This window comes from Rhodococcus sp. 7Tela_A2, assembly GCF_049311045.1.
Lineage (GTDB): Bacteria > Actinomycetota > Actinomycetes > Mycobacteriales > Mycobacteriaceae > Rhodococcus.
In genome coordinates, this window is record NZ_JAXION010000038.1 from 14,278 (window position 1) to 37,077 (window position 22,800).

Below are 22,800 nucleotides of genomic sequence, written 5' to 3' on the forward strand. Positions count from 1 at the left end.
CTAGTGCAGCGGTTGATCGTGCCAGCGGCCGGTGAGGACCCCGATGGCGCCGAGCGCGACCGCCGCGGCCGTCGAGGTGCGCAGCACAGTCGGGCCGAGCGACACCGCGACCGCACCTGCCTCGACCAGTGCCCGCACTTCCGTGTCGTCGAGTCCGCCTTCCGGACCGACCACCAGGATCACATCGCCGGCATCGCGCAGGGGCAGGTCCGCGAACGGGGTGGTCGCCGACTCGTGGAGAACGGCCACCACACCCCCGCTCGCGACGGTCTCCCGCACCCGCTCGAGCACGTCCGCGGTCCGGTGCAGAGCCGCCACCTGCGGCACGTAAGCACGACGGGACTGTTTCGCAGCCGCCACCGCGACAGCCTGCCACCGGGCAACACCCTTGTCCGCCTTGGCATCCCACCGAGCGACGCAGCGCGCCGATTGCCACGGCACGATCGCGTCGACGCCGGCTTCCGTCGCGAGTTCGACAGCAAGTTCGGAACGGTCCGATTTCGGCAGCGCCTGGACGACGGTCACCGCGGGCCGCGGCGCAGGCACGGTGCGCCGTGCGCGCACAACCGCTTCGAGCCTGTCCTTCGCCGCGGCGGTGACTTCTACCTCGGCGACGCCGCCCCGCCCGTCGGAGAACACGAGTGGCTCCCCGACGGAGATGCGGCGAACCGTCGCGGCATGCCGACCCTCCTTGCCGTCGAGCACGGCGATCTCACCGGGCTCGGGCAACGGATCGAGATAGAACAGGGTGGCGGCCACGGCGGCTAGCGGGCGCTGAACGCGTCGCGCAGGCGGGAGAACAACCCACCGGAGTGCTGCGAACCGTTGGTCACCACTTCGGCGTGGTCACGCTCGTTGTTCCGGCGCAGTTCTTCGAGCAGCTTGGTCTGCTTGCTGTCGAGCCGCGACGGTACGACCACCTCGAGGTGAGCGTGCAGGTCACCGCGTGTGCCGGACCGGAGTTTCGGCATGCCGTGCCCGCGCAGCACCGTGACGGAGCCGGGCTGGGTTCCCGGGGCGACCGCGATCTCGGTGGGCCCGTCGAGAATGGTCTCGAGAGTCACCGACGTGCCGAGTGCCGCGTCGACCATCGGCACACGAACGGTGCAGTGCAGATCGTCGCCGTCGCGCACGAACACCTCGTGCTGCTGCTCGATGACCTCGACGTACAGGTCACCCGCGGGGCCGCCGCCCGGGCCGACCTCGCCCTGCGCCGCGAGGCGGATGCGCATTCCGTTGCCGACGCCCGCCGGCACCTTGACCGTGATCTCGCGACGAGCCCGGACCCGGCCGTCGCCACCGCACTTGCGGCACGGATCTGGGATGGTCTCACCCGCTCCGCGGCAGGTCGGGCACGGGCGCGAGGTCATGACCTGCCCGAGGAAGGACCGTTGCACCGACTGGACCTCGCCGGCGCCACCACACGTCTCGCATCGCACGGGCTTCGAATCGCCGTGGGTGCCGGAACCGGTGCACTCGTCACACAGGATGGCCGTGTCGACCGTGACGCTCTTGGTGACACCGCGCGCGCATTCCTCGAGGGTCAGACGCGTACGCAGCAGGGAGTCGGCGCCGGGCTGCACGCGGCCGCGGGGTCCACGGCTGCCGCCGGCCCCGCCACCGAAGAACGCCTCGAACACGTCGCCCAGGCCACCACCGAAGCCGGCGCCTCCGAAGCCGCCGCCACCGCCGCCACTCGTCTCGAGGGGGTCGCCGCCGAGATCCACGATCCGGCGTTTGTCGGGGTCGGACAGCACCTCGTACGCCGCTGAGATCTCCTGGAACCGCACCTGGGCGGATTCGTCGGGGTTCACGTCGGGGTGATGTTCCCGCGCCAACTTGCGGTACGCCCGTTTGATCTCCTGGTCGGTCGCGCCTTTGGACACGCCGAGCGTCCCGTAGTAATCCCGTGCCACGTTGAGTTCTCGTCCTTACTTCTCTACACAGATGAACAATGTCCGGCGTCGAACCGTGCTCAGCGCTCGCCGAGTACTTCGCCGATATATCTCGCGACGGTCGCGACCGACGCGATGGTTCCCGGATAGTCCATCCGGGTGGGGCCGAGCACCCCGAGCCCGCCGAAGACCGTGCCTGCCGCACCGTATCCGGTGGAGACGACCGAGGCGGTGCGCATCTCCTCGACCTGCGTTTCTTCCCCGATGCGGACGGTCACCCGGCCCGCGTCCTGGCTGGCGGCGAGCAACTTGAGCACCACCACCTGCTCCTCGAGGGCTTCGAGGACCGCGCGCAGCGATCCCGGCACCCCGTGACCGTGACCCTCGAAGTCTGCGGCGTTGCGGGTGAGGTTGACGGTGCCGCCCAGCACGAGGCGTTCCTCGGGATGTTCGACCAGGGTCTCCACGAGAATCGTGGCGCACCGGATGACGGCGTCGCGCAGGTCCTCGGGCGCATCGTCGGCCAGTTCGGTGACGGCGATCGACGCCGCCGCGAGGCGCTTGCCCGCGAGTGCGGCACCGAGCAGATCGCGCAGTCGCGCGAGATCCTCGTCGCCGATGACATCCCCGAGTTCCACGATGCGCTGATCGACCCGGCCGGAGTCGGTGATGAGCACGAGCAGCAACCGCGCCGGCGTGAGTGCGACCACCTCGAGGTGACGCACCGACGACGCCGACAGCGTCGGGTACTGCACGATCGCGACCTGCCGGGTCAGCTGTGCCAGCAGCCGTACGCCGCGTCGCAGCACGTCGTCGAGGTCGACTCCGGATTCGAGGAATTGCAGGATCGCCCGTCGTTCGGCCGCCGACAGCGGTTTGACCTCCGCGATGCGGTCGACGAACTGGCGGTATCCCTTGTCCGTGGGAACCCGGCCCGAACTCGTGTGCGTCTGGGTGATGTACCCCTCCGCCTCCAACGCCGCCATGTCGTTGCGCACCGTCGCGCTGGACACACCGAGATTGTGGCGATCGACAAGCGTCTTCGAGCCGATGGGCTCCTTGGTGGACACGTAATCCGCCACGATCGCGCGCAAGACCTGAAATCGTCGTTCCTCGGTGCTCGACAACCCGCCCACCTCCGTTTCCACATGTGCGTGCTACATGTCCCGTACCGGACCAGTCTAATCGTGTCCGAAATGTGCAGGCACGTGCCACACCGGGCCGGCCGTCCGCCCGCAGCACAGTGCCTACCGCCGTGAGGGCCGGGCGGGGGTCACCCGTACTGTGTGCGCATGATTTTCAAGGGCGTCCGGGACGGGAAGCCGTACCCCGATCACGGGTTGTCGCTGCGTGACTGGTCGCGAATCCCACCGCGGCAGGTGCGTCTCGATGAAATCGTCACCACGACCAAGGTTCTCGAACTCGACCGGTTGCTGTCCGAGGACTCGACCTTCTACGGCGACCTGTTCCCGCACGCGGTGCAGTGGCAGGGCGTGTTGTATCTCGAGGACGGGTTGCACCGCGCGGTGCGGTCTGCGCTGCGCAACCGCCCGGTGCTGCACGCCCGCGTCTTCGACTACGACGCGCTCGCACCCGCACCGGACGCGCCGGCCGAACTCCCGCCGTCGGAGCCGTTCCCCGCGCCGGGTGAGGCGGTGGGTTCCGAGCCGGACTCGCCACCGAACTCGCCGGGGGTCGGGCGCCACCGGAGCGATGACACCGGCGACGAATAGCGCCGCGCTCGGCGCCGGGCGGGATCAGCCCTCGGCGCCGAGGAGGATCGTCCGGACCACCGCGTCGGCAAGAAGCCGCCCGCGGTCGGTGAGGACGAGATGTTCGTCGGAGATCTCCGCGAGGCCGGCGGCGACCACCGAGGCGGCGGCGACCCGCTCCCCGGCGTCGAGGACACCGAGCGGCAACCCGGTCCTCAACCGGACCGCGAGCATCACGACTTCGGTGTGCACGTCCTCGGCGCTCAGGCGCTCGCTTCCGCCGACCGGCAGACGTCCGTCCGCGAGGATGCCTGCGTACCGCGCGGGATGCTTGACGTTCCACCACCGGGTTCCGCCGACGTGACTGTGCGCGCCGGGACCCGCTCCCCACCAGTCGCCGCCGTCCCAGTAGCCGAGGTTGTGGGCACAGCGCGCCGAAGGGTCTTGCGCGGCAGCCCAGTTCGATACCTCGTACCAGGTCATGCCTGCATCCCGGAGACGTGCGTCGATCCGCTCGTACCGTGTGGCGAGCACGTCGTCGTCGGGGGCGGGAAGCTCTCCCCGGCGCACCCGCCGGGCGAGCGCGGTGCCGTCCTCGACGATGAGCGCGTACGCGGACACATGATCGACGCCGGCGTCGAGCACCGCGTCGAGAGATGCCTCGAGGTCCGAGTCACGCTCCCCCGGTGTGCCGTAGATGATGTCGAGATTCACGTGGTCGAAGCCCGCTGCGCGGGCCTCCCGCGCCGCCGCGACCGGGCGGCCCGGAGTGTGGGTGCGGTCGAGTACGGCCAGCACGTGCGGCGCGGCGGACTGCATGCCCAGCGAGACCCGGGTGTATCCCGCTGCGCGGATGCGGTCGAAGAATTCGGGCGAGGTCGACTCCGGATTCGATTCGGTGGTCACTTCCGCACCGGGAGCGAGACCGAACGACTCCCGGACGGCGCCGAGCACGTCGGCCAGCCCGTCCGCCCCGAGGAGCGACGGTGTGCCACCCCCGACGAACACCGTCTGCGCGGCCGGCGCGCCCCGGCCGGTGCCGCCGAGCATCTCCGCGCCGGCGGCGAGTTCCCTGCGCAGGCCCTCGAGCCACGATGCCGGCGAGGCAGCGCTGCCGAGTTCACCCGCCGTGTAGGTGTTGAAGTCGCAGTAGCCGCAGCGCGTCGCGCAGAAGGGGACGTGGACGTACACCCCGAACGGCCGGGTGCCCACTCCCTCGAGGGCGTGCTCGGACAGCGCGAAGCCGTCCTCGGCATCGGCGACACCTGATTTTCCCGCGGTGCGTTCACCGATTTCCGTCGTACTCACACCCCCAGTGTCCCAGACACGCGCGGGCCCGCGACCACGGCCGGGGCGCCTACCTCGACATTTCCCCCGAATTCGGTGGAAATAGCCGCCGAGTTTCGGAATCGCGCCGATGACATGGCACAATTGGCGACATGACCGGACCCGGAGTGCGACTCGTGGCTCGCCGCCACGTCGACCTCAAGCGCGTCTGTGCGTCATGCTGTCTGCCTTGCGCCGCCTGTTTCTGCGCCGACTGTCTGTAGTCGGCACCACCCGGCAATCCCCAGATCCCGCCGGGTCGAGGCGTGCTCGCAACGAGGTACAGCTCCCTCCTGCGCACTCGGCCCGTCAACGCACACTCCAGGAGACCCCGCATGACGTCGTCCACCGACGCCACTCCCACCGACGGTTCGGCAGCCCCAACCCGGCGTGCGGGGCGGCCCACCAAGACTCGCGCCGAAGGCCAGTGGGCTCTCGGCTACCGCGAGCCGCTCAACGCCAACGAGCAGACGAAGAAGGACGACAACCCTCTCAACGTCCGCCGGCGGATCGAAGAGATCTACGCGCACCAGGGCTTCGACAGCATCGACAAGTCCGACCTACGCGGCCGCTTCCGCTGGTGGGGCCTCTACACGCAGCGCGAACAGGGCTACGACGGTACGTACACCGGTGACGAGAACCTCGACCTGCTCGAGGCCAAGTACTTCATGATGCGGGTGCGATGCGACGGAGGCGCGCTCAGCGCCGCGCAACTGCGCACCGTCGGCGAACTCTCCACCGAGTTCGCCCGCGACACCGCCGACCTGTCCGACCGCGAGAACGTGCAGTACCACTGGATCGAGGTCGAGAACGTTCCCGAGATCTGGCGCCGTCTCGAAGCGGTCGGATTGCAGACCACCGAGGCGTGCGGCGACTGCCCCCGCGTCGTGCTCGGGTCGCCCCTCGCCGGAGAGTCCCTCGACGAGGTCATCGACGGCACCCCGGCCATCGACGAGATCGTCCGCCGCTACATCGGCGACCCGAAATACTCCAACCTGCCGCGCAAGTTCAAGACCGCGATCTCCGGTCAGCAGGACGTCGTGCACGAGATCAACGATGTCGCGTTCGTCGGCGTCGAACATCCCGAGCACGGGCCCGGGTTCGATCTGTGGGTGGGCGGTGGCCTGTCCACCAACCCGATGCTCGCCCAGCGCGTCGGCGCCTGGATCCCGCGCGACGAGGTTCCGGACGTGTGGGAAGCGGTCGTCTCCGTCTTCCGCGACTACGGCTACCGCCGCCTGCGGGCGAAGGCGCGCCTGAAGTTCCTCATCAAGGACTGGGGCATCGAGAAGTTCCGCGAGGTGCTCGAACAGGAGTACCTGAAGCGTCCGCTGATCGACGGTCCCGCGCCCGAGAAACCGGCCCGGCCGATCGACCACATCGGCGTGCAGAAGATTCGCAACGGCCTCAACGCCGTCGGCTTCTCCCCGATCGCGGGACGGGTGTCGGGCACGGTCCTGACGAAGGTCGCGGACGCCGCCGAACGAATCGGTTCCGACCGTATCCGGTTCACCCCGTACCAGAAACTGGTGATCCTCGACGTCGCCGACGACAAGGTCGAGGAGCTGATCAGCGAACTCGAGCCGCTCGGGCTGCGTGCCCGGCCGTCGCACTGGCGGCGCAACCTGCTGGCGTGCAGCGGAATCGAATTCTGCAAGTTGTCGTTCGTCGAGACCCGCAAGCGCTCGCAGGCACTCGCGCCCGAGCTCGAGCAGCGACTCGCCGACATCAACGCAGACCTCGATGTGCCGATCACGATCAACATCAACGGATGCCCGAACTCCTGTGGCCGGTCGCAGATCGCGGACATCGGATTCAAAGGCCAGCTCGTCGACGACGGCGACGGGCAACAGGTGGAAGGCTTCCAGGTCCATCTCGGCGGCAGCCTCGGCCTGGACTCCGCATTCGGCCGGAAGTTGCGGCAGCACAAGGTCACCAGCGAAGAGCTCGGTGATTACATCGAGCGCGTCGTGCGCAATTTCATGAAGCACCGCACCGAGGGCGAACGTTTCGCGCAGTGGGCCGTACGCGCGGAAGAAGCCGACCTGCGATGACCGAGACAACCGACGAGCGGACGGGGCAGATGACGATCGACACCGCGACAGCCGACGAGCTGCGAGCGATAGCCGCGCGAGGTGCGGAAGAACTGGAAGGCGCGTCCACTCAGGAACTTCTGCGGTGGACCGACGAGACATTCGGGGCGCCCGTCGAAGGCGCACGCAGCGGATACATCGTCGCCTCCAACATGCAGGACGGCGTCCTGGTCCATCTCGCGGCGCAGCAGCGCCCCGGCGTGGACGTGCTGTTCCTCGACACCGGCTACCACTTCGCCGAGACCCTCGGGACCCGCGACGCCGTGGAACAGGTGTACGGCGTCAATATCGTGAACGCCCGCGCCGCGGCCACCGTCGCCGAGCAGGACGCACTGCTCGGCAAGGATCTGTTCGCCCGCGATCCCAACGAGTGCTGCCGCCTGCGCAAAGTGGTGCCGCTGACCGAGTCCCTCCGGGGCTATCGCGCATGGGTCACCGGTATCCGCCGGGTGGAGGCGCCCACTCGCGCGAATGCGCCGCTGATCTCCTTCGACGATGCGTTCGGACTCGTGAAGATCAACCCGATTGCCGCGTGGTCCGACGAGGACATGCAGAACTACATCGACGAGCACGGAATTCTGGTCAACCCGCTCGTCGACGAGGGTTACCCGTCCATCGGGTGTGCCCCGTGCACTTCCAAACCACTTCCCGGGGCCGATCCGCGCAGCGGACGCTGGGCCGGCCGAGCCAAGACCGAATGCGGGTTGCACGCCTCATGACACTCACCGATCCGACTCCCACCACTGCCCGCGCCACGCTGGACGGCACCAAGTTCGACACTCTCGACGCGCTCGAGTCCGAAGCGATCCACGTCTTCCGTGAGGTCGCCGGGGAGTTCGAGCGGCCGGTGATCCTGTTCTCCGGCGGCAAGGACTCCACCGTCCTGCTGCACCTGGCGATCAAGGCGTTCTGGCCCGCACCGCTGCCGTTCGCACTGCTGCACGTCGACACCGGGCACAACCTGCCCGAGGTTCTCGACTTCCGCGACCACATCGTCGAGAAGTACAACTTGCGTCTGCACGTCGCGAGCGTCGAGGACTACATCGCCGACGGGCGGCTCACCGAGCGGCCCGACGGTATCCGCAACCCGCTGCAGACCGTCCCGCTGCTCGACGCGATCACCGAGAACCGTTTCGACGCGGTCTTCGGCGGTGGCCGGCGCGACGAGGAACGCTCGCGCGCCAAGGAGCGGATCTTCTCGCTGCGCAACGCATTCGGCCAGTGGGATCCGAAGCGGCAGCGCCCCGAGTTGTGGAACCTCTACAACGGCCGCCACTCCCCCGGAGAGCACGTCCGGGTGTTCCCGCTGAGCAACTTCACCGAACTCGACATCTGGCGCTACATCGCCCGCGAGGACGTCGAACTCGCGAGCATCTACTACGCGCACCAGCGCCCGGTCTACCGGCGCGACGGCATGTGGATGACGCCCGGCGTGTGGGGCGGCCCCGCCGACGGGGAGACCCTCGAAACCCGCTCGGTGCGCTACCGCACCGTCGGCGACGGCTCGACGACCGGCGCGATCCTGTCCGAGGCGGTCACCAACGAAGACATCCTCGACGAGGTCGCCGCGTCGCGGCTGACCGAACGGGGCGCCACCCGGGGCGACGACCGTGTTTCCGAAGCGGCCATGGAAGACCGCAAGCGAGAGGGCTACTTCTGATCATGAGCGACCTCCACGAGCCCGGCCTGCAGAGCGAGACGCAACTGCTGCGCCTCGCCACCGCGGGCAGCGTCGACGACGGTAAGTCCACCCTCGTCGGCCGGCTCCTGTACGACACCAAGTCGGTGCTCGCCGATCAGATCGACGCTGTGACACGAGCTTCGGTCGACAAAGGCCTCGACACCCCGGACCTCTCGCTGCTCGTCGACGGTCTGCGTGCCGAACGCGAACAGGGCATCACCATCGACGTCGCCTACCGGTACTTCGCGACCCCGAAGCGCAGCTTCGTGCTCGCCGACACCCCGGGGCACGTCCAGTACACCCGCAACACCGTCTCCGGCGCCTCGACCGCCCAGCTCGTGGTGTTGCTCGTCGATGCGCGCAAGGGGGTCATCTCTCAGACCCGTAAGCACGCCGCGGTGCTCGCCCTGCTCGGTGTGCCGAAGCTGGTACTCGCGGTCAACAAGATCGACCTCGTCGACGACCCCGCCGAAGTCTTCGACCGGATCAGTGCGGAGTTCAACGAACTGACGGGTTCGCTGGGCTGGTCTCCCGACGACGTGCAGGAGATTCCGGTCTCGGCGCTGCACGGCGACAACATCGCGATCCGGAGCGAGAACACGCCGTACTACGACGGCCCGACGCTGATCGAGCACCTCGAGTCGGTGCCCGTCGACGCCGACGTGCACGGACGGCACGAGGTGGGTCTGCGCTTCGCGGTCCAGTACGTGATCCGGCCCCGTACCGCGGAGTTCCCGGACTACCGCGGGTACGCCGGTCAGATCGCCGCCGGATCGGTCCGGCCCGGCGACGAGATCGTCGTCCTGCCTTCGGGGGTCCGGTCCACGGTGCAGCGCATCGACACCGCCGACGGTGAACTCGACGTCGCACACGCCGGTCGCTCGGTCACTCTCGTTCTCACCGACGACGTCGACATCTCCCGCGGCGACCTGCTCGCCTCGCCCGGGGATGCACCCGAACCGCTCTCGGAGTTCGAGGCCACCGTGTGCTGGCTCGCCGAGAAGCCTCTGCGGCCCGGCGCGCGTCTGCTCCTCAAGCACGGCACTCGCACCACCCAGGCGATCGTCGGCACGCTCGAGGAACGATTCGACGAGCAGACCCTCACCTCGGAAGATCACCCGGAGTCCTTGGAGCTCAACGAGATCGCGCGTATCACGGTGCGTGTCGCGGAGCCGATCGCGGCGGACGACTACAAGGTCAACCGGCGTACCGGCAGTTTCCTGCTGATCGACCCGGCCGGCGGCAACACGCTCGCCGCCGGACTGGTGGGCAACGGTCTCGCGGACATCGAACTCGGAGATCGCGTCCCCGCATGATCCCGCTGATCGCCGTCGCGCACGGCAGCCGCGACCCCCGCTCTGCGCGGGCCGTGGCTGCCGCGCTCGCGGTGCTGCGGACAGAGCACCCCGAATGGGATGTGCGCCTCGCATTCCTCGATCTGAACACGCCGTCGGTGCCGCAGGTTCTCGACGCCGTCGCCGCCGACGGGCACCGCCGCGCGGTCGTCGTACCGTTGCTGCTCGGCAGCGCGTTCCATGCCCGCGTCGACCTGCCCGCGATCCTCGCCGACGCACGCACCCGCAATCCCCTGCTGGAGGTGACGCGTGCCGACATTCTCGGCGACGACGCGCTCCTCGTCGCCGCCGCCCGCGACAGCATCGCGTCGACGGGTGTCGCGCTGGACGACCCGTCCGTCGGGGTCGCGTTCTGCGCCGTCGGCTCGCGCCGAGACGAGGCGAATACCGCCACGGCGCGCGTCGTTCCGCGGGTCACCGACGGCACCACATGGGCGGCCGTCCCGTGCTACGCCACGGCTGCCGAGCCGACTGCCGCCTCGGCGCTGGGACTGCTGGCCCGGTCCGGGTGCCGCACCCTCGTGGTCGCACCCTGGATGCTCGCTCCGGGGCTTTTGTGGGACCGGGCGTGTGCCGCTGCCGTCGAGGCGCATCCCGGCGTACGTATCGCCCCGACCCTCACCACGCATGCCGCCGTCGGGCACGTCGTCGCGGAGCGTTATCTCGCGGCGGTTCGGCGCGCCACCGTTCGCGCCGCCGCCTGACACGGCCGCCCGCTGCCGGGGATCCGGCTACCGAGAGCCCTGCTGCCCAAAACACGGCTGCCCTGAACACGGCTGCCCGACCTCGTTCGATGTCCTCGCGTTCACTTTTGTCCTATACAAGTAGGTGTTCCATCGAACACGAACGACCTCGGGCTCGGATCACTTCAGGGAGCGCACGTGCAGAACGAGTTACGCCGCTACATCGACCGTCTCCGCACCGAGGGATTCTCCGTGCGCGACGATCACGGCGAAGACCCCGACCTGATCGACATCGAGGGCAAAGCCGTCAACACGTGGCGCAAGAACTACCCGTACGACGAGCGTATGGATCGGGCGACCTACGAAGTCGAGAAATACCTGCTGCAGATCGAACTGCTCAAGTTCCAGGCATGGTCGAAGGAGAACGGCTCGAAGCACGTCATCGTCTTCGAGGGCCGTGACGCCGCCGGCAAGGGCGGCACGATCAAACGTTTCCAGGAATACATCAATGTCCGGCACGCCCGGGTGGTCGCGCTGAACAAGCCGTCCGACCGCGAGCAAGGGCAGTGGTACTTCCAGCGCTACGTCAGGCACTTCCCCACCGCGGGAGAACTCGTGATGTTCGACCGCTCCTGGTACAACCGCGCCGGTGTCGAACGGGTCATGGGATTCTGCACCGACGAGGAGTACGAACAGTTCGTCACGCAGGTCCCGATGTTCGAACAATTGGTCGTCGACTCCGGGATCTCGCTGACGAAGTTCTGGTTCTCCGTCACGCGGGACGAGCAGCGCACGCGGTTCGCGATTCGTCAGCTCGACCCGGTGCGGCGCTGGAAGCTCTCCGAAATGGACCTCGAGTCGCTCGAACGCTGGGAGGAGTACACCGCGGCGAAGGAAGAGATGTTCCTGCGTACCGACACCGACCTCACCCCGTGGACCACGATCAAGTCCAACGACAAGAAGCGCGCGCGGATCAACGCGATGCGCTTTTTCCTGAACCAGTTCGATTACGACGACAAGGACACCCAGGTGGTCTTTCCGGCCGATCCGAACATCGTGCAGCGAGGCAAGGACGCCGTCGGCGACTGAGTATCCGTTCCGACGCGATACGGCAGATTCGTTGCTCGACCGTGCGGCCTACCCCAGACTGAAGAAGACAGGGAGCGAGGATCCATGAGCACAGGAACACCGGCCGGGGGAATCGTGGTGGGGATCGACGGGTCCGACAGCGCGATGTACGCGGCCAGGTGGGCCGCCGCGATCGCACGCAAGCTCGGTGAACCGCTCCGGCTCGTCCACGCCCATCCCGGGGGCCCCGGCGACGACGACGAACCCACGCGCGCCGTGCTCGACGACGCCGAGGCCGCGGTCCTCGACACGGAGACGGCACGCCAGGCGACAGGCGAGCGCATCCCCCTGGGTGAGTTGGCGATCGAGAAGATTCCGGTGGGGGGCGGGCCCCCCCCCCAACGCGTTGTCCGACCTGTCGGCGTCGGCGCGGATGATCGTGCTCGGGCACACCACCACCAGCGAACTACAGTCCATGTTCCGCAGGTCCGATGTCGTGTACGTCGCCAACCACGCGGTCTGTCCGGTGGTGTCGTGGCGGAGTGAGAACGGTTTCCAGCCCCCGGACGGACGTCCGATCGTGGTCGGGGTCGACGGCACCGAACTCAGCTCCTCCGCGATCGCGGAGAGCTACATCCTCGCGGCGGCGCTGGAGGCACCGCTCGTCGCCGTGCACACCTGGGTGGAACAGTCCACGATCACGTACGGCGAAGATTCTCGCTTCACGGACTGGACGGATTTCGCGACGTTCGAGAGGGCCGGAATGGTGGAGTCCATGTCCGGCTGGGCTTCCCGATTTCCCGATGTGCAGGTCGAGCACCGGGTCGAGCGCGGCAAGCCCGACATCGTCCTGCTCCAGCACTCGGCCGATGCACAGCTGCTCGTCGTCGGCAGCCACGGCCGCAGCGCGAAGTCGTCCGCGATACTCGGCTCGACCAGCCAGGGACTCATCCACCACAGCTACTGCCCGGTGGCGATCTGCCGCACTAGGTGACGGGGACCGCGTCCAGTTGCGGCGCCCTCGTGGCGCGGGCGTAGACGGTCTCGCCCGCAGCCAACCCGAGGGCGTGCGCGTCTCCGCGGGTGACCTGGGCCGAGAACGGCTCGCCCGTCGCCTCGTTGCGCAACTCCACTCGCACCTCGAAACCGAGGTGCACGACGCGTTCGACGGTGGCGCGGGTGATGCCCAGTGTCTCGGCCGTTCCCTCGTGCTGCGCCAGCGCGAGTTCCGGCTGCCGTCCGAGCCGGATGTCGTGAGGTCGTACGAGTTGGCCGTTGAGCTTGGACACGGTGCCGAGGAACGACATCACGAAGGTGTTGGACGGCCGGTCGTACAACTCTTCCGGGGTTCCGACCTGCTCGATGCGGCCCTGGTTCATCACCGCGATGCGGTCGGCGACGTCGAGCGCTTCTTCCTGGTCGTGAGTCACCAGCACCGTGGTGACGTGAACTTCGTCGTGCAGACGGCGCAACCAGGTCCGCAGGTCGGTGCGGACCTTGGCGTCGAGTGCGCCGAACGGCTCGTCGAGAAGCAGCACACGGGGATCGACCGCGAGTGCTCGCGCCAGGGCCATGCGCTGGCGCTGACCACCCGAGAGTTGCGCGGGGTAGCGGGACTGGAAACCGCCCAGGCCCACGATCTCGAGGAGTTCGTTGACCTTCTTCTCGATCTCCGGCTTGGGCCGCTTGCGGATCTTCAGCCCGAACGCGACGTTCTCCCGCACCGTCATGTGCTTGAACGCGGCGTAGTGCTGGAAGACGAATCCGATATCGCGCTTCTGCGGCGTCACGGTGGTCACGTCCTCGCCCGCGATGTGGACGGTGCCGCCGTCCAGCGACTCGAGACCCGCGATGGACCGCAGCAACGTCGACTTCCCGGACCCGGACGGCCCGAGCAGCGCGGTGAGCGACCCCGACGGGATGTCGAGGCTGACATCGTCGAGTGCCGCGAAGCTGCCGTAATTCTTGCGTGCCCCGGTGACGGTGATCATTCTTCGGTGCTCCTCTTGCGGTCGAGCAGGGTCATCAGCAGCAGGACGATCACCGCGATGGCCATGAGCAGGGTCGCGGCGCTGTAGGCGCCGAAGGTGTTGTGGTCGTCGATGTAGCGGGCATGCACGAGCAGAGTCAAGGTCTGGGAAACACCGGGGAAGCCCGACGAGACCATGATGACGGCACCGAACTCACCGAGCGCGCGGGCAACGGTCAGCACCACTCCGTAGGTCAGTCCCCAGCGGATGGCCGGCAGCGTGATCCGCCAGAACGTCTGCCAGGTATCGGCCCCGAGGGTCGCGGCTGCCTGTTCCTGTTCCTCACCGATCTCGTACAGCACCGGTTCGACCTCGCGGACCACGAACGGCAGGGTCACGAAGATCGTGGCGATCACCATGCCGGGGAGCCCGAAGATCACCTTGAATCCGAGGGATTCGACGGCACCGAACCAGCCGTTGGCACCCCACAGCATGATCAGTGCGACACCGACCACGATCGGCGACACGGCGAACGGCAGGTCGACGACGGCTTGCAGGAGGCGGCGGCCGGGAAACCGGCCACGGACGAGTGCGAGCGCCACGACGATGCCGAACACCACGTTGACGGGTACGACGATCGCGACGATCAGCAGCGAAAGATTCAGGGCGGAGATCGCTGCCGGGGTGCTGATCGACTCGGCGAAGGCGCCGATTCCGTTCTCGAACGTGCGGTACAGGATCACGCCGATGGGCACGAGCAACAGGACGAACAGATACCCGAGCGCGATCGTGCGCAGCGAGATCTTGACGGGAAGCGACACGTTCACCGGTCGTTCTCCTGTCTGCGGAGGCCACGGCTCGCGACCCAGCGGAGCACGAAGAGGGCGACGAAGGCGATGAGCAGCAGCACCACGGACACGGCCGCGGCATTCACGGGCCGGTCGATCTCGATCTGCTGCTGGATGTACTGGGAAGCGACCTGGGTCTGATACGGAATGTTGCCGCCGATGAGCACGATCGATCCGTATTCACCGATGGCACGCGCGAACGCCAGGCCGGTACCACCGAGAATTGCCGGGGCCAGCACCGGCAGGACCACGGTGCGGAAGATCGTGAAGTTGTTCGCCCCGAGCGACGCGGCGGCCTCCTCCACCTCCCGGTCCACCTCGATGAGCACCGGCTGCACGGCCCGGACGACGAACGGCAGGGTGACGAACGCCAGGGCGATCACCAGGCCGGGCTGGGTCGCGTTCAGTTGCAGCCCGATGGGACTCTGCGGCCCGTACAGCGAGAGCAGCACGATGCTCGCGACGATCGTCGGCAGGGCGAACGGCAGGTCGATCAGCGCGTTGACGACCTTCTTACCGGGAAACTCGTCGCGGACGAGGACCCAGGCGACGATCGTGCCCATCACCGCGTTGATCGCGGCGACCACGATCGAGACGCCAACGGTCACGCGCAGGGTTGCGAGGGCAGCGGGAGCGGTGACCGCGTTCCAGAACCCACCGAATCCGTCCGACAGCGAATGGGCGGCAAGCGCAGCGAGGGGCAACAGGACGATCAGGCTCAGCCACAGCGTGGCCACGCCGATCCCGAGAGGTCCGACGGTGCCGGTGATCCGTGCTCTGCGTGTGCGACGACGAGCCGCCGGCGCGGGAGGCGTTGCTCCCGCACCGGCAGTCTGCTCGGAAATGCTCAAGACGACGCTCTACTTCGTGGCGTTGTCGTAGACGATCGCGATCGAGCCGGAACCGTCCGCGAACAGTTCTTCGTTGACCGTGTCCCAGCCGCCGAGATCGGCGACGGTCCACAGCTTCTCCGGCTCCGGGAAGTCCGCGGCGAACTCTGCCGCCACGGCAGGATCGACGGGCCGGAACCCGGCCTCGGCCCACAGGCGCTGGCCTTCGGGGGTGTAGAGGAAGTCGTTGAACGCCTGCGCCTTCTCGGCGTTCGGCGAGTTCTTCAGGACCGCGGCAGGATTCTCGATCTTGAATGTGACAGGCGGAGTGACGTGTTCGACGGGGTCACCGTTGCGCTCGATGAACAAGGCTTCGTTCTCGTAGCTCAGGAGAACGTCGCCGGTCCCCTGCAGGAACGTCTCGGTTGCCTCGCGCCCCGACTTCGGCTGGACCTTGACGTGATCGTTGACCAGGGCGGTGACGTAGTCGATCCCGGCCTGCGGGTCTTCACCACCGTTGCTGAGGGCCGCGTACGGTGCCAGCAGATTCCATTTCGCGGAGCCCGAACTGAACGGATTGGGGGTGATCACCTCGACGTCGGGACGCAGGAGATCGTTCCAGTCCCGGATGTTCTTGGGGTTTCCCTCACGCACCACGATGGTGACGACCGAGCCGAACGGCACACCCCCGTAAGCGTTTTCGTTCCACGCTTCGTCGACGAGCCCGGCCTCGACGAGGCGGGTGACATCGGGCTCGACGGAGAAGTTCACGAAGTCGGCCGCGGCCCCGTCACGCACCTTCCGCGACTGGTCCCCCGACGCTCCGTAGGACTGCTGGAAAGCGACGTCCGTGCCCGCTTCGGTTTCCTCGAAGGCAGCGATGAGCAGGTCGTATCCGACCTTCGGCACGGCGTAGGCGTAGAGGTTGATCGTGCCGGCGGAGCCGTCGCCGCCACCCTCGGCGCCTGCGGTGTCGCTCGACCCGCCGCTGCACGCGGTCAGTGCCGTCACGGTGGCCGCCGCCACTGCGGCAACGAGAACTCTGGTGCGCTTCTTCATGACACAAGCCTCCTGAGGGGCTGTTCGGTGAGGTGATCGAACGGACGACGGCAACGCCACCCGGCACACCACGAACCGGGGTGAGTCAGGGCGACGGAATCATCCGTGAGGGGAGCGCGGCGGACAGGAGCGAGAAGACTCCCCGCCGAAAAGAGGGACCGGGTCGAGAAACAGGGTCAGCGACAACAGTCGATATCGGCAACCGAGGGCATACCTACAGCGATCAACGCCAGTTCATGGCGGATTCGAGGTAGCGCGGTCGCGGTCACTCGGCAGACTCTAGCAGAGGCTGTGGGGCTCCCGAAACCGACGTTTCGGGCGACGAAGCAGGTGTCAGCGGGTCAGTAACCAGGCGATGACGACGAGCAGCAGCAGGGCGATCAGCGCCAGGGTCACACGCGAGCGCGGCATGTCAGCAATCCTCCGGGTCCGGGGCGGGCGATACGGGTTCGCGGCGTCCGACCATCGCGAACGCTCCGGCGATCACGCGGTCGAGCAGCCAGGCGACGCCTCCGCACAGCGGCACCAGTACGACGAGTACGAGTGCCGACTGCGGCACAAAGGACAGTCCCGCGAGCCACAGCTCGAAACCGTCCCACCACGATGCCAGTCGATCCACTCTCCTCACCTTAGTGGCTGCCGGAACTCCTCCGTACGCAGCCCGGCAATGCCGCCCCGGACAGCTCCCTTCGCGGGATCATGGGGGGATGGCTTCGTCACACCGCCTCCGGGTCGCCGCACTGCACGACAGCCCGCATCCGCCGATCGACGATTACGCGTTCCTGTCCGACTGTGAGACGACGTGCCTGATGGCGCGCGACGGATCGGTGGAATGGATGTGTCTGCCGCGCCCGGACTCCCCCAGCGTGTTCGGCGCGGTCCTCGACCGCAGTGCCGGCCGGTTCCGTCTCGCACCGCACAACCGCAGCGTTCCGGCGGCGCGCCGTTATCTGCCCGGCGGGCTCGTCCTCGAGACGACGTGGCAGACCGACACGGGCTGGATGGTGGTGCGCGACGCGCTGGTGATGGGGCCCTGGTACGACGTCGACGAACGCTCCCGCACCCATCGGCGCACCCCGTCGGACTGGCAGGCTGAGCACGTTCTGCTCCGTACCGTTCGCTGCGTCAACGGCACGGTCGAACTGGACATGTCGTGCGAGCCCGCCTTCGACTACCACCGGTGCGGCGCCGAGTGGCGGTACACCGGAAAGGTATACGAGGAAGCGACGGCGATGCGGGCCGGCGCACCCGACGAACAACCCCAGTTGCGGTTGACCACCAACCTCCGGATCGGCATCGAGGGTGGTGAAGCACGCGCCCGCACCCGGCTCGACAAGGGTGACTCGGTGTTCGTCGCACTGTCGTGGTCGGAACTGACGCCGCCGCGGACGTTCGCCGACGCGGTCGCGAAGATGACCAGCACGCAGGACTTCTGGCGGGAATGGATCACCACCGGGCGCTTCCCGGATCATCCCTGGCGTACCTATCTGCAGAGCAGCGCCGTGATCCTCAAGGGTCTGACCTACGCCCCCACCGGCGCACTGCTTGCGGCACCGACCACTTCCCTTCCGGAAACACCTGGCGGAGAACGGAACTGGGACTACCGCTACGCCTGGGTTCGCGACTCGACGTTCGCACTGTGGGGCCTGCACACACTCGGGCTGGACCGCGAAGCCGACGACTTCTTCTCGTTCATCCTCGACGTCTCGCAGAACGCCGACGGGAGCGACCGCACATTGCAGGTGATGTACGGGGTGGGCGGCGAGAGCTCACTTCCCGAGTCGACACTCGACCACCTCAGCGGATACGACGGCGCCAAGCCGGTCAGGATCGGAAACGACGCGTATCAGCAACGCCAGCACGATATCTGGGGAACTCTTCTCGACTCCGTGTACCTGCACGTGCGTTCTCGGCGGCAGATCCCCGAATCGCTGTGGCCGATCTTGCGTCAGCAGGTCGAGGAAGCTGCCGCTCATTGGCGCGAACCGGACCGGGGCATATGGGAAGTGCGCGGCGACCCCCAGCATTTCACGTCGTCGAAGGTGATGTGCTGGGTAGCTCTCGATCGCGGCGCGAAGCTTGCCGACCTGCACGGCCGGGACAGCCACGCGCGGCGGTGGGCGGCGACCGCCGACGAGATCAAGGCGGACATTCTCGAGCACGGCGTCGACGAAAGAGGCGTGTTCACACAGCGATACGGAGACCCGTCACTCGACGCCTCTACCCTGCTGATCCCGTTGCTGCGCTTCCTTCCCGCCGACGACCCCCGGGTGCGCGCGACGGTACTGGCCGTGGCCGACGAGCTGACCGAAGACGGACTGGTGCTGCGCTATCGCGTCGAGACCACCGACGACGGACTCTCGGGCAAAGAGGGAACCTTCACGATCTGCTCGTTCTGGCTGGTGTCGGCACTCGTAGAGATCGGGGAAGTCGAACGTGCCGCAGCGCTCTGCCATCGCCTGCTCGAGTTCGCAAGTCCGTTGAAGTTGTACGCGGAGGAGATCGATCCCGAATCCGGCCGGCATCTCGGCAACTTCCCGCAGGCGTTCACGCACCTGGCGCAGATCAACGCGGTGGTGCACGTCATCCGCGCCGAGAGCAGAGTCCACACGGGGGAATTCCGCCCGGGACACCCGATCACCTGACCGGTGTCGTTCCCGCCGCCCCGCGTCAGCGGAAACGGGCCAGAAGCGCTTCCGCTGACGCCGCGATCTCGCGGATGACCTGTCCCGCGGGTCGCTCCTCCCGCACCGAGCCGACAGCCTCCCCCGCGTAGACCACACCGATATCGGGATCGTCGCCGGTGTACGCCTCGGCGAGGCCGTCCTCGTCGGCGACTGTGCCGTGGAAGCGGGCGGTGAACGCATTCGTCAGCGCGCGCCCACCCCACCGTGACGGCCACGGTTGATGCCGGGCCTTGTCGAAGATGTCGGTGTAGACGGTATCCGCGCTCCCGGCGTCGACGACCTTCGTGCGCGCGTACTCGGGGCCGACCGTTTCCGGGCTCGCCAGCAGCGCGGTCCCGACGAACGCGCCCTGCGCCCCGGCTGCCAGAACCGCGGCGAGTCCCCGTCCGGTGGCGATTCCGCCCGCGGCGAGCACCGGCAGCGACGTGGACTCGAGAACCTCCTGGAGCAGCGGCAGAGTGCCGACCCTGCCCGTGTGCCCGCCGGCCTCGTGTCCCTGGGCGACAACGGCGTCCACGCCCGCCGCCTCGACGACCCGGAGATCGTCGAGCGTGTTGATCTGCGAGAGGACCAGCGCACCGGCCTCGCGGACCCGGTCGACGTACGGGGCCGGATCGCCGAACGACAACGCGACCACCTGTGGGCGGTGCGCCAGTACAGCAGCGAGCAGCGAATCGTCGTCGGCCAGCGACCACGTCATCAACCCGAACCCGACCGGCCCGTCCCCGATGTCGCGGGCGACGCGCACTTCGGCGTCGAGCCACTCGGGGGTGTTGTACCGGGCCGCTCCGATGAGTCCGAGGCCGCCGGCTTTGGTCACCTCTCCCGCCAGCACACCCCCGGCGCGCCCGCCCATCGGCGCCCCCACGAGCGGGACGGAGATTCCGAGTGTCCGGGTCAGCCAGGTGTCGAGCACTGGTTCTCCTTCGTGGGGCCGCGCGAGAACTACTCCGGGAACTACTTCTTGGGCTTGTCGGACGCGGCGTCGGACGAGAGCGCCGCGACGAATGCCTCCTGCGGCACCTCGACACGACCGATCGTCTTCATGCGCTTCTTGCCTTCCTTCTGCTTCTCGAGCAGCTTGCGCTTACGGCTGATGTCACCGCCGTAGCACTTCGCGAGCACGTCCTTACGGATGGCCCGAATATTCTCGCGCGCAATGATTTTCGATCCGATCGCCGCCTGGATCGGCACCTCGAACTGCTGACGCGGAATCAGCTCACGCAGCTTGGTGGTCATCTTGTTGCCGTACGCGGCCGCGGCGTCCTTGTGCACGATCGCACTGAAGGCATCGACGGCTTCGCCCTGCAACAAGATGTCCACTTTCACCAACGCCGACTCCTGCTCGCCGGACTCCTCGTAATCGAGGCTGGCGTAGCCGCGGGTGCGCGACTTCAGGGAATCGAAGAAGTCGAAGATGATCTCCGCCATCGGCAGCGTGTACCGCAACTCGACGCGGGTCTCGGAGAGGTAGTCCATGCCACCGAGCTCGCCGCGGCGGGACTGGCACAACTCCATGATCGAGCCGATGAATTCGCTGGGCGAGATGATCGTGCACTTGACGATCGGCTCGTAGATCGCCCTGGCCTTGCCCTCGGGCCAGTACGACGGGTTGGTGACGATGGTTTCCTGACCGCCCTCGAGCACCACGCGGTAGACGACGTTCGGCGCGGTGGAGATGAGATCGAGGCCGAACTCGCGCTCGAGACGTTCTCTCGTGATCTCCATGTGCAGCAGACCGAGGAAGCCACACCGGAAACCGAACCCGAGCGCGACCGACGTCTCGGGCTCGTAGGTCAGCGCTGCGTCGTTGAGTTGCAGCTTGTCGAGCGCATCGCGCAGGTCCGGGTAGTCCGAGCCGTCGACGGGGTAGAGACCCGAGTACACCATGGGCCGCGGCTCGCGGTATCCCGTGAGCGGTTCGGTGGCGCCGTTGCGCGCGAGCGTCACCGTGTCGCCGACCTTCGACTGACGCACGTCCTTCACGCCGGTGATGAGGTACCCGACCTCGCCGACGCCGAGGCCCTGGGTGGGCTTGGGCTCGGGCGAGACGATGCCGACCTCGAGCAGTTCGTGCGTGCTGCCGGTGGACATCATCTTGACCTTCTCGCGCGGCACGATCCTGCCGTCCACCACGCGCACGTACGTGACGACACCACGATAGGTGTCGTACACGGAGTCGAAGATCATGGCGCGCGCCGGCGCGTCGGCATCACCGACGGGAGGCGGCACCTTCCGGATCACCTCGTCGATCAGAGCCGGGACGCCTTCGCCCGTCTTGCCCGACACGCGGAGAACGTCCGACGGCTCGCATCCGATGATGTTCGCGATCTCGGCGGCGTAGCGATCGGGATCCGCGGCGGGCAGATCGATCTTGTTGAGGACCGGAATGATCGTCAGGTCCTTGTCGAGCGCGAGGTACAGGTTCGCGAGCGTCTGCGCTTCGATGCCCTGCGCCGCGTCGACCAGCAGCACCGCACCCTCACAGGCCTCGAGTGCTCGCGACACCTCGTAGGTGAAGTCGACGTGGCCGGGCGTGTCGATCAGGTGCATCACGTACTCTTCGCCGTCGTACTTCCACGGAAGCCGGACGTTCTGCGCCTTGATCGTGATGCCACGTTCGCGCTCGATGTCCATGCGGTCGAGGTACTGCGCGCGCATCTGCCTTTCCTCGACGACGCCGGTGAGCTGCAGCATCCGGTCCGCGAGCGTCGACTTGCCGTGGTCGATGTGCGCGATGATGCAGAAGTTCCGAATCTTCCCGGGGTCCGTGAAGGTGGTGTCGGCGAAGGTGCTGATGTCGTGCTCCTGACTCGGGATGGCAACGGTCGTGCAGACCGCGGTCACACCAGCAGAATATCCAAGCCTGCGCGTGCTCGGGACCCCGGCCGGGGCTCGGCTCACCGAGCCCGGTGCTCACCGGCTCGCTAAGCTCGGTCCTCGTGGCTGGCACATGGAAGAAACTAGGCATGCAACTGGGCCGCCTCGCGGCCCAGCAGGGCCCGAAACTGTACAAGCAACTGCAGCAATCCGGAGCGCTGGACAAGGCTCGGACCGCTATCGGTAACGCGGCCGCCGGAACGGCCGCGGGCGGCACGGCCGCGGCTACCCGCGGTCCGGTACCGGGACGGCCGGTGGCGTCGCACAGCGCTCCCACGGCGCAGCGCGCCCGGCGAGTCGCGTACTCCCCGGATCTGGACGGCCGTGCCGATCCCGGTGAGATCGTCTGGACCTGGGTTGCCTACGAGGAGGACGCGAGCCAGGGCAAGGACCGGCCGGTCCTCGTCGTGGGCCGCGACGGCCACACGCTGCTGGGCCTGATGCTGTCGTCGAACAGCGACCGCGACGGACATCCGGACTGGGTCGGGATCGGTAAGGGACGCTGGGACCCGGAGGGCCGGCCGAGCTGGATCCGGCTCGATCGCGTGATCGACGTGCCCGAGGACGGCATCCGCCGAGAGGGCGCGATCCTCGAGCGGTCGCGGTTCGAGCAGGTCGCGAGCCGGCTCCGGTCCGACTACAGCTGGCAGTAACCGCCCACAACCGGCGATACCGGCACGCCACCAGGGCCCCCCCCGCGCCCCCCCCCCCCC

23 protein-coding genes are annotated in these 22,800 nt (G+C 67.7%); 11 read left to right on the forward strand and 12 right to left on the reverse strand.

Going from position 1 to position 22,800, the window contains the following annotated elements:
* The 3 genes from TVH25_RS09545 to hrcA are packed head-to-tail and all read right to left on the reverse strand — an operon-like array spanning position 1 to position 3,022.
* Positions 1-759: a 16S rRNA (uracil(1498)-N(3))-methyltransferase gene (locus tag TVH25_RS09545; RefSeq protein ID WP_422423948.1), complete on the reverse strand. Its 759-nt coding sequence runs from the start codon at positions 757-759 to the stop codon at positions 1-3.
* A 5-nt stretch (positions 760-764) separates the two neighbouring features.
* The gene (dnaJ, locus tag TVH25_RS09550) at positions 765-1,916 is read right to left on the reverse strand and encodes a molecular chaperone DnaJ (RefSeq protein WP_169620321.1); all 1,152 of its coding nucleotides are present in this window, start codon (positions 1,914-1,916) and stop codon (positions 765-767) included.
* 59 nt (positions 1,917-1,975) lie between these two features.
* A complete protein-coding gene (gene hrcA / locus TVH25_RS09555) occupies positions 1,976-3,022 on the reverse strand; it encodes a heat-inducible transcriptional repressor HrcA (RefSeq protein ID WP_169651835.1) in 1,047 nt (348 codons plus the stop codon).
* 165 nt (positions 3,023-3,187) lie between these two features.
* Between hrcA and TVH25_RS09560 the strand changes: the two genes are divergently transcribed.
* Positions 3,188-3,628: a type II toxin-antitoxin system VapB family antitoxin gene (locus TVH25_RS09560; RefSeq protein WP_422423950.1), complete on the forward strand. Its 441-nt coding sequence runs from the start codon at positions 3,188-3,190 to the stop codon at positions 3,626-3,628.
* A gap of 24 nt (positions 3,629-3,652) precedes the next feature.
* Here TVH25_RS09560 and hemW read toward each other — a convergent pair whose 3' ends face one another.
* On the reverse strand, positions 3,653-4,915 hold the full coding sequence (hemW, locus tag TVH25_RS09565; RefSeq protein WP_422423952.1) for a radical SAM family heme chaperone HemW: 1,263 nt from the start codon (positions 4,913-4,915) through the stop codon (positions 3,653-3,655).
* A gap of 353 nt (positions 4,916-5,268) precedes the next feature.
* Here hemW and TVH25_RS09570 point away from each other — a divergent pair, with 353 nt between their 5' ends.
* The 8 genes from TVH25_RS09570 to TVH25_RS09605 all read left to right on the forward strand — a co-directional run bounded on the left by TVH25_RS09570 (position 5,269) and on the right by TVH25_RS09605 (position 12,807).
* On the forward strand, positions 5,269-6,987 hold the full coding sequence (locus tag TVH25_RS09570) for a nitrite/sulfite reductase (RefSeq protein ID WP_422423953.1): 1,719 nt from the start codon (positions 5,269-5,271) through the stop codon (positions 6,985-6,987).
* Between the two features lie 29 nt (positions 6,988-7,016).
* Positions 7,017-7,745 (forward strand): phosphoadenylyl-sulfate reductase, encoded by a 729-nt coding sequence (locus tag TVH25_RS09575; protein WP_169651834.1) that lies wholly within the window; start codon positions 7,017-7,019, stop codon positions 7,743-7,745.
* Positions 7,742-8,686: a sulfate adenylyltransferase subunit CysD gene (gene cysD, locus TVH25_RS09580; protein WP_169620325.1), complete on the forward strand. Its 945-nt coding sequence runs from the start codon at positions 7,742-7,744 to the stop codon at positions 8,684-8,686. The genes TVH25_RS09575 and cysD overlap by 4 nt, the downstream gene beginning before the upstream one ends.
* A gap of 2 nt (positions 8,687-8,688) precedes the next feature.
* Positions 8,689-10,023 carry a sulfate adenylyltransferase subunit 1 gene (locus TVH25_RS09585; protein ID WP_422423955.1) on the forward strand — a complete coding sequence of 445 codons (1,335 nt, stop codon included), beginning with the start codon at positions 8,689-8,691 and terminating at the stop codon, positions 10,021-10,023.
* Positions 10,020-10,766: a sirohydrochlorin chelatase gene (locus tag TVH25_RS09590; RefSeq protein WP_422423957.1), complete on the forward strand. Its 747-nt coding sequence runs from the start codon at positions 10,020-10,022 to the stop codon at positions 10,764-10,766. Before TVH25_RS09585 ends, TVH25_RS09590 begins: the two co-directional genes overlap by 4 nt.
* A gap of 177 nt (positions 10,767-10,943) precedes the next feature.
* On the forward strand, positions 10,944-11,834 hold the full coding sequence (ppk2, locus tag TVH25_RS09595) for a polyphosphate kinase 2 (RefSeq protein WP_169620328.1): 891 nt from the start codon (positions 10,944-10,946) through the stop codon (positions 11,832-11,834).
* A gap of 84 nt (positions 11,835-11,918) precedes the next feature.
* Positions 11,919-12,359, forward strand: a complete 441-nt coding sequence (locus tag TVH25_RS09600; RefSeq protein ID WP_422423958.1) for a universal stress protein — start codon at positions 11,919-11,921, stop codon at positions 12,357-12,359.
* Positions 12,310-12,807, forward strand: coding sequence for a universal stress protein (locus TVH25_RS09605; RefSeq protein WP_422423959.1), 498 nt, complete (start codon positions 12,310-12,312; stop codon positions 12,805-12,807). The genes TVH25_RS09600 and TVH25_RS09605 overlap by 50 nt, the downstream gene beginning before the upstream one ends.
* Here the strand turns inward: TVH25_RS09605 and TVH25_RS09610 are convergent.
* The 6 genes from TVH25_RS09610 to TVH25_RS09635 all read right to left on the reverse strand — a co-directional run bounded on the left by TVH25_RS09610 (position 12,800) and on the right by TVH25_RS09635 (position 17,139).
* A complete protein-coding gene (locus tag TVH25_RS09610; RefSeq protein WP_169620330.1) occupies positions 12,800-13,804 on the reverse strand; it encodes a sulfate/molybdate ABC transporter ATP-binding protein in 1,005 nt (334 codons plus the stop codon). The genes TVH25_RS09605 and TVH25_RS09610 overlap by 8 nt on opposite strands.
* Positions 13,801-14,610, reverse strand: coding sequence for a sulfate ABC transporter permease subunit CysW (cysW, locus tag TVH25_RS09615; RefSeq protein WP_169620331.1), 810 nt, complete (start codon positions 14,608-14,610; stop codon positions 13,801-13,803). The genes TVH25_RS09610 and cysW overlap by 4 nt, the downstream gene beginning before the upstream one ends.
* The gene (cysT, locus tag TVH25_RS09620) at positions 14,607-15,401 is read right to left on the reverse strand and encodes a sulfate ABC transporter permease subunit CysT (RefSeq protein WP_296549262.1); all 795 of its coding nucleotides are present in this window, start codon (positions 15,399-15,401) and stop codon (positions 14,607-14,609) included. The genes cysW and cysT overlap by 4 nt, the downstream gene beginning before the upstream one ends.
* 90 nt (positions 15,402-15,491) lie before the next feature.
* Entirely contained in the window at positions 15,492-16,520 is a 1,029-nt protein-coding gene (locus TVH25_RS09625; RefSeq protein ID WP_422423960.1) for a sulfate ABC transporter substrate-binding protein, read from the reverse strand.
* 176 nt (positions 16,521-16,696) lie between these two features.
* The gene (locus TVH25_RS09630; RefSeq protein WP_367113025.1) at positions 16,697-16,789 is read right to left on the reverse strand and encodes an Ms4533A family Cys-rich leader peptide; all 93 of its coding nucleotides are present in this window, start codon (positions 16,787-16,789) and stop codon (positions 16,697-16,699) included.
* 143 nt (positions 16,790-16,932) lie between these two features.
* Complete coding sequence (locus TVH25_RS09635; RefSeq protein WP_169620334.1) at positions 16,933-17,139, reverse strand: hypothetical protein; 207 nt, start codon at positions 17,137-17,139, stop codon at positions 16,933-16,935.
* Positions 17,140-17,227: 88 nt separating this feature from the next.
* Between TVH25_RS09635 and TVH25_RS09640 the strand changes: the two genes are divergently transcribed.
* Positions 17,228-19,165, forward strand: a complete 1,938-nt coding sequence (locus TVH25_RS09640) for a glycoside hydrolase family 15 protein (protein ID WP_169620335.1) — start codon at positions 17,228-17,230, stop codon at positions 19,163-19,165.
* A 25-nt stretch (positions 19,166-19,190) separates the two neighbouring features.
* Here TVH25_RS09640 and TVH25_RS09645 read toward each other — a convergent pair whose 3' ends face one another.
* Together TVH25_RS09645 and lepA are read right to left on the reverse strand one after the other, a co-directional pair.
* Positions 19,191-20,123 carry an NAD(P)H-dependent flavin oxidoreductase gene (locus TVH25_RS09645; protein WP_422423962.1) on the reverse strand — a complete coding sequence of 311 codons (933 nt, stop codon included), beginning with the start codon at positions 20,121-20,123 and terminating at the stop codon, positions 19,191-19,193.
* A gap of 41 nt (positions 20,124-20,164) precedes the next feature.
* The gene (lepA, locus tag TVH25_RS09650) at positions 20,165-22,054 is read right to left on the reverse strand and encodes a translation elongation factor 4 (protein ID WP_296549240.1); all 1,890 of its coding nucleotides are present in this window, start codon (positions 22,052-22,054) and stop codon (positions 20,165-20,167) included.
* Positions 22,055-22,149: 95 nt separating this feature from the next.
* On the opposite strand from lepA, the gene TVH25_RS09655 reads away from it, so the two are divergent.
* Positions 22,150-22,740: a type II toxin-antitoxin system PemK/MazF family toxin gene (locus TVH25_RS09655; RefSeq protein WP_169620337.1), complete on the forward strand. Its 591-nt coding sequence runs from the start codon at positions 22,150-22,152 to the stop codon at positions 22,738-22,740.
* Positions 22,741-22,800: the final 60 nt, after the last annotated feature.

Coding starts and splice junctions, on each gene's coding strand:
- TVH25_RS09560 (WP_422423950.1), top strand. CDS start 3,188: ATGATTTTCAAGGGCGTCCGGGACGGGAAGCCGTACCCCGATCACGGG.
- TVH25_RS09570 (WP_422423953.1), top strand. CDS start 5,269: ATGACGTCGTCCACCGACGCCACTCCCACCGACGGTTCGGCAGCCCCA.
- TVH25_RS09575 (WP_169651834.1), top strand. CDS start 7,017: ATGACGATCGACACCGCGACAGCCGACGAGCTGCGAGCGATAGCCGCG.
- cysD (WP_169620325.1), top strand. CDS start 7,742: ATGACACTCACCGATCCGACTCCCACCACTGCCCGCGCCACGCTGGAC.
- TVH25_RS09585 (WP_422423955.1), top strand. CDS start 8,689: ATGAGCGACCTCCACGAGCCCGGCCTGCAGAGCGAGACGCAACTGCTG.
- TVH25_RS09590 (WP_422423957.1), top strand. CDS start 10,020: ATGATCCCGCTGATCGCCGTCGCGCACGGCAGCCGCGACCCCCGCTCT.
- TVH25_RS09600 (WP_422423958.1), top strand. CDS start 11,919: ATGAGCACAGGAACACCGGCCGGGGGAATCGTGGTGGGGATCGACGGG.
- TVH25_RS09610 (WP_169620330.1), bottom strand. CDS start 13,804: ATGATCACCGTCACCGGGGCACGCAAGAATTACGGCAGCTTCGCGGCA.
- TVH25_RS09625 (WP_422423960.1), bottom strand. CDS start 16,520: ATGAAGAAGCGCACCAGAGTTCTCGTTGCCGCAGTGGCGGCGGCCACC.
- TVH25_RS09640 (WP_169620335.1), top strand. CDS start 17,228: ATGGCTTCGTCACACCGCCTCCGGGTCGCCGCACTGCACGACAGCCCG.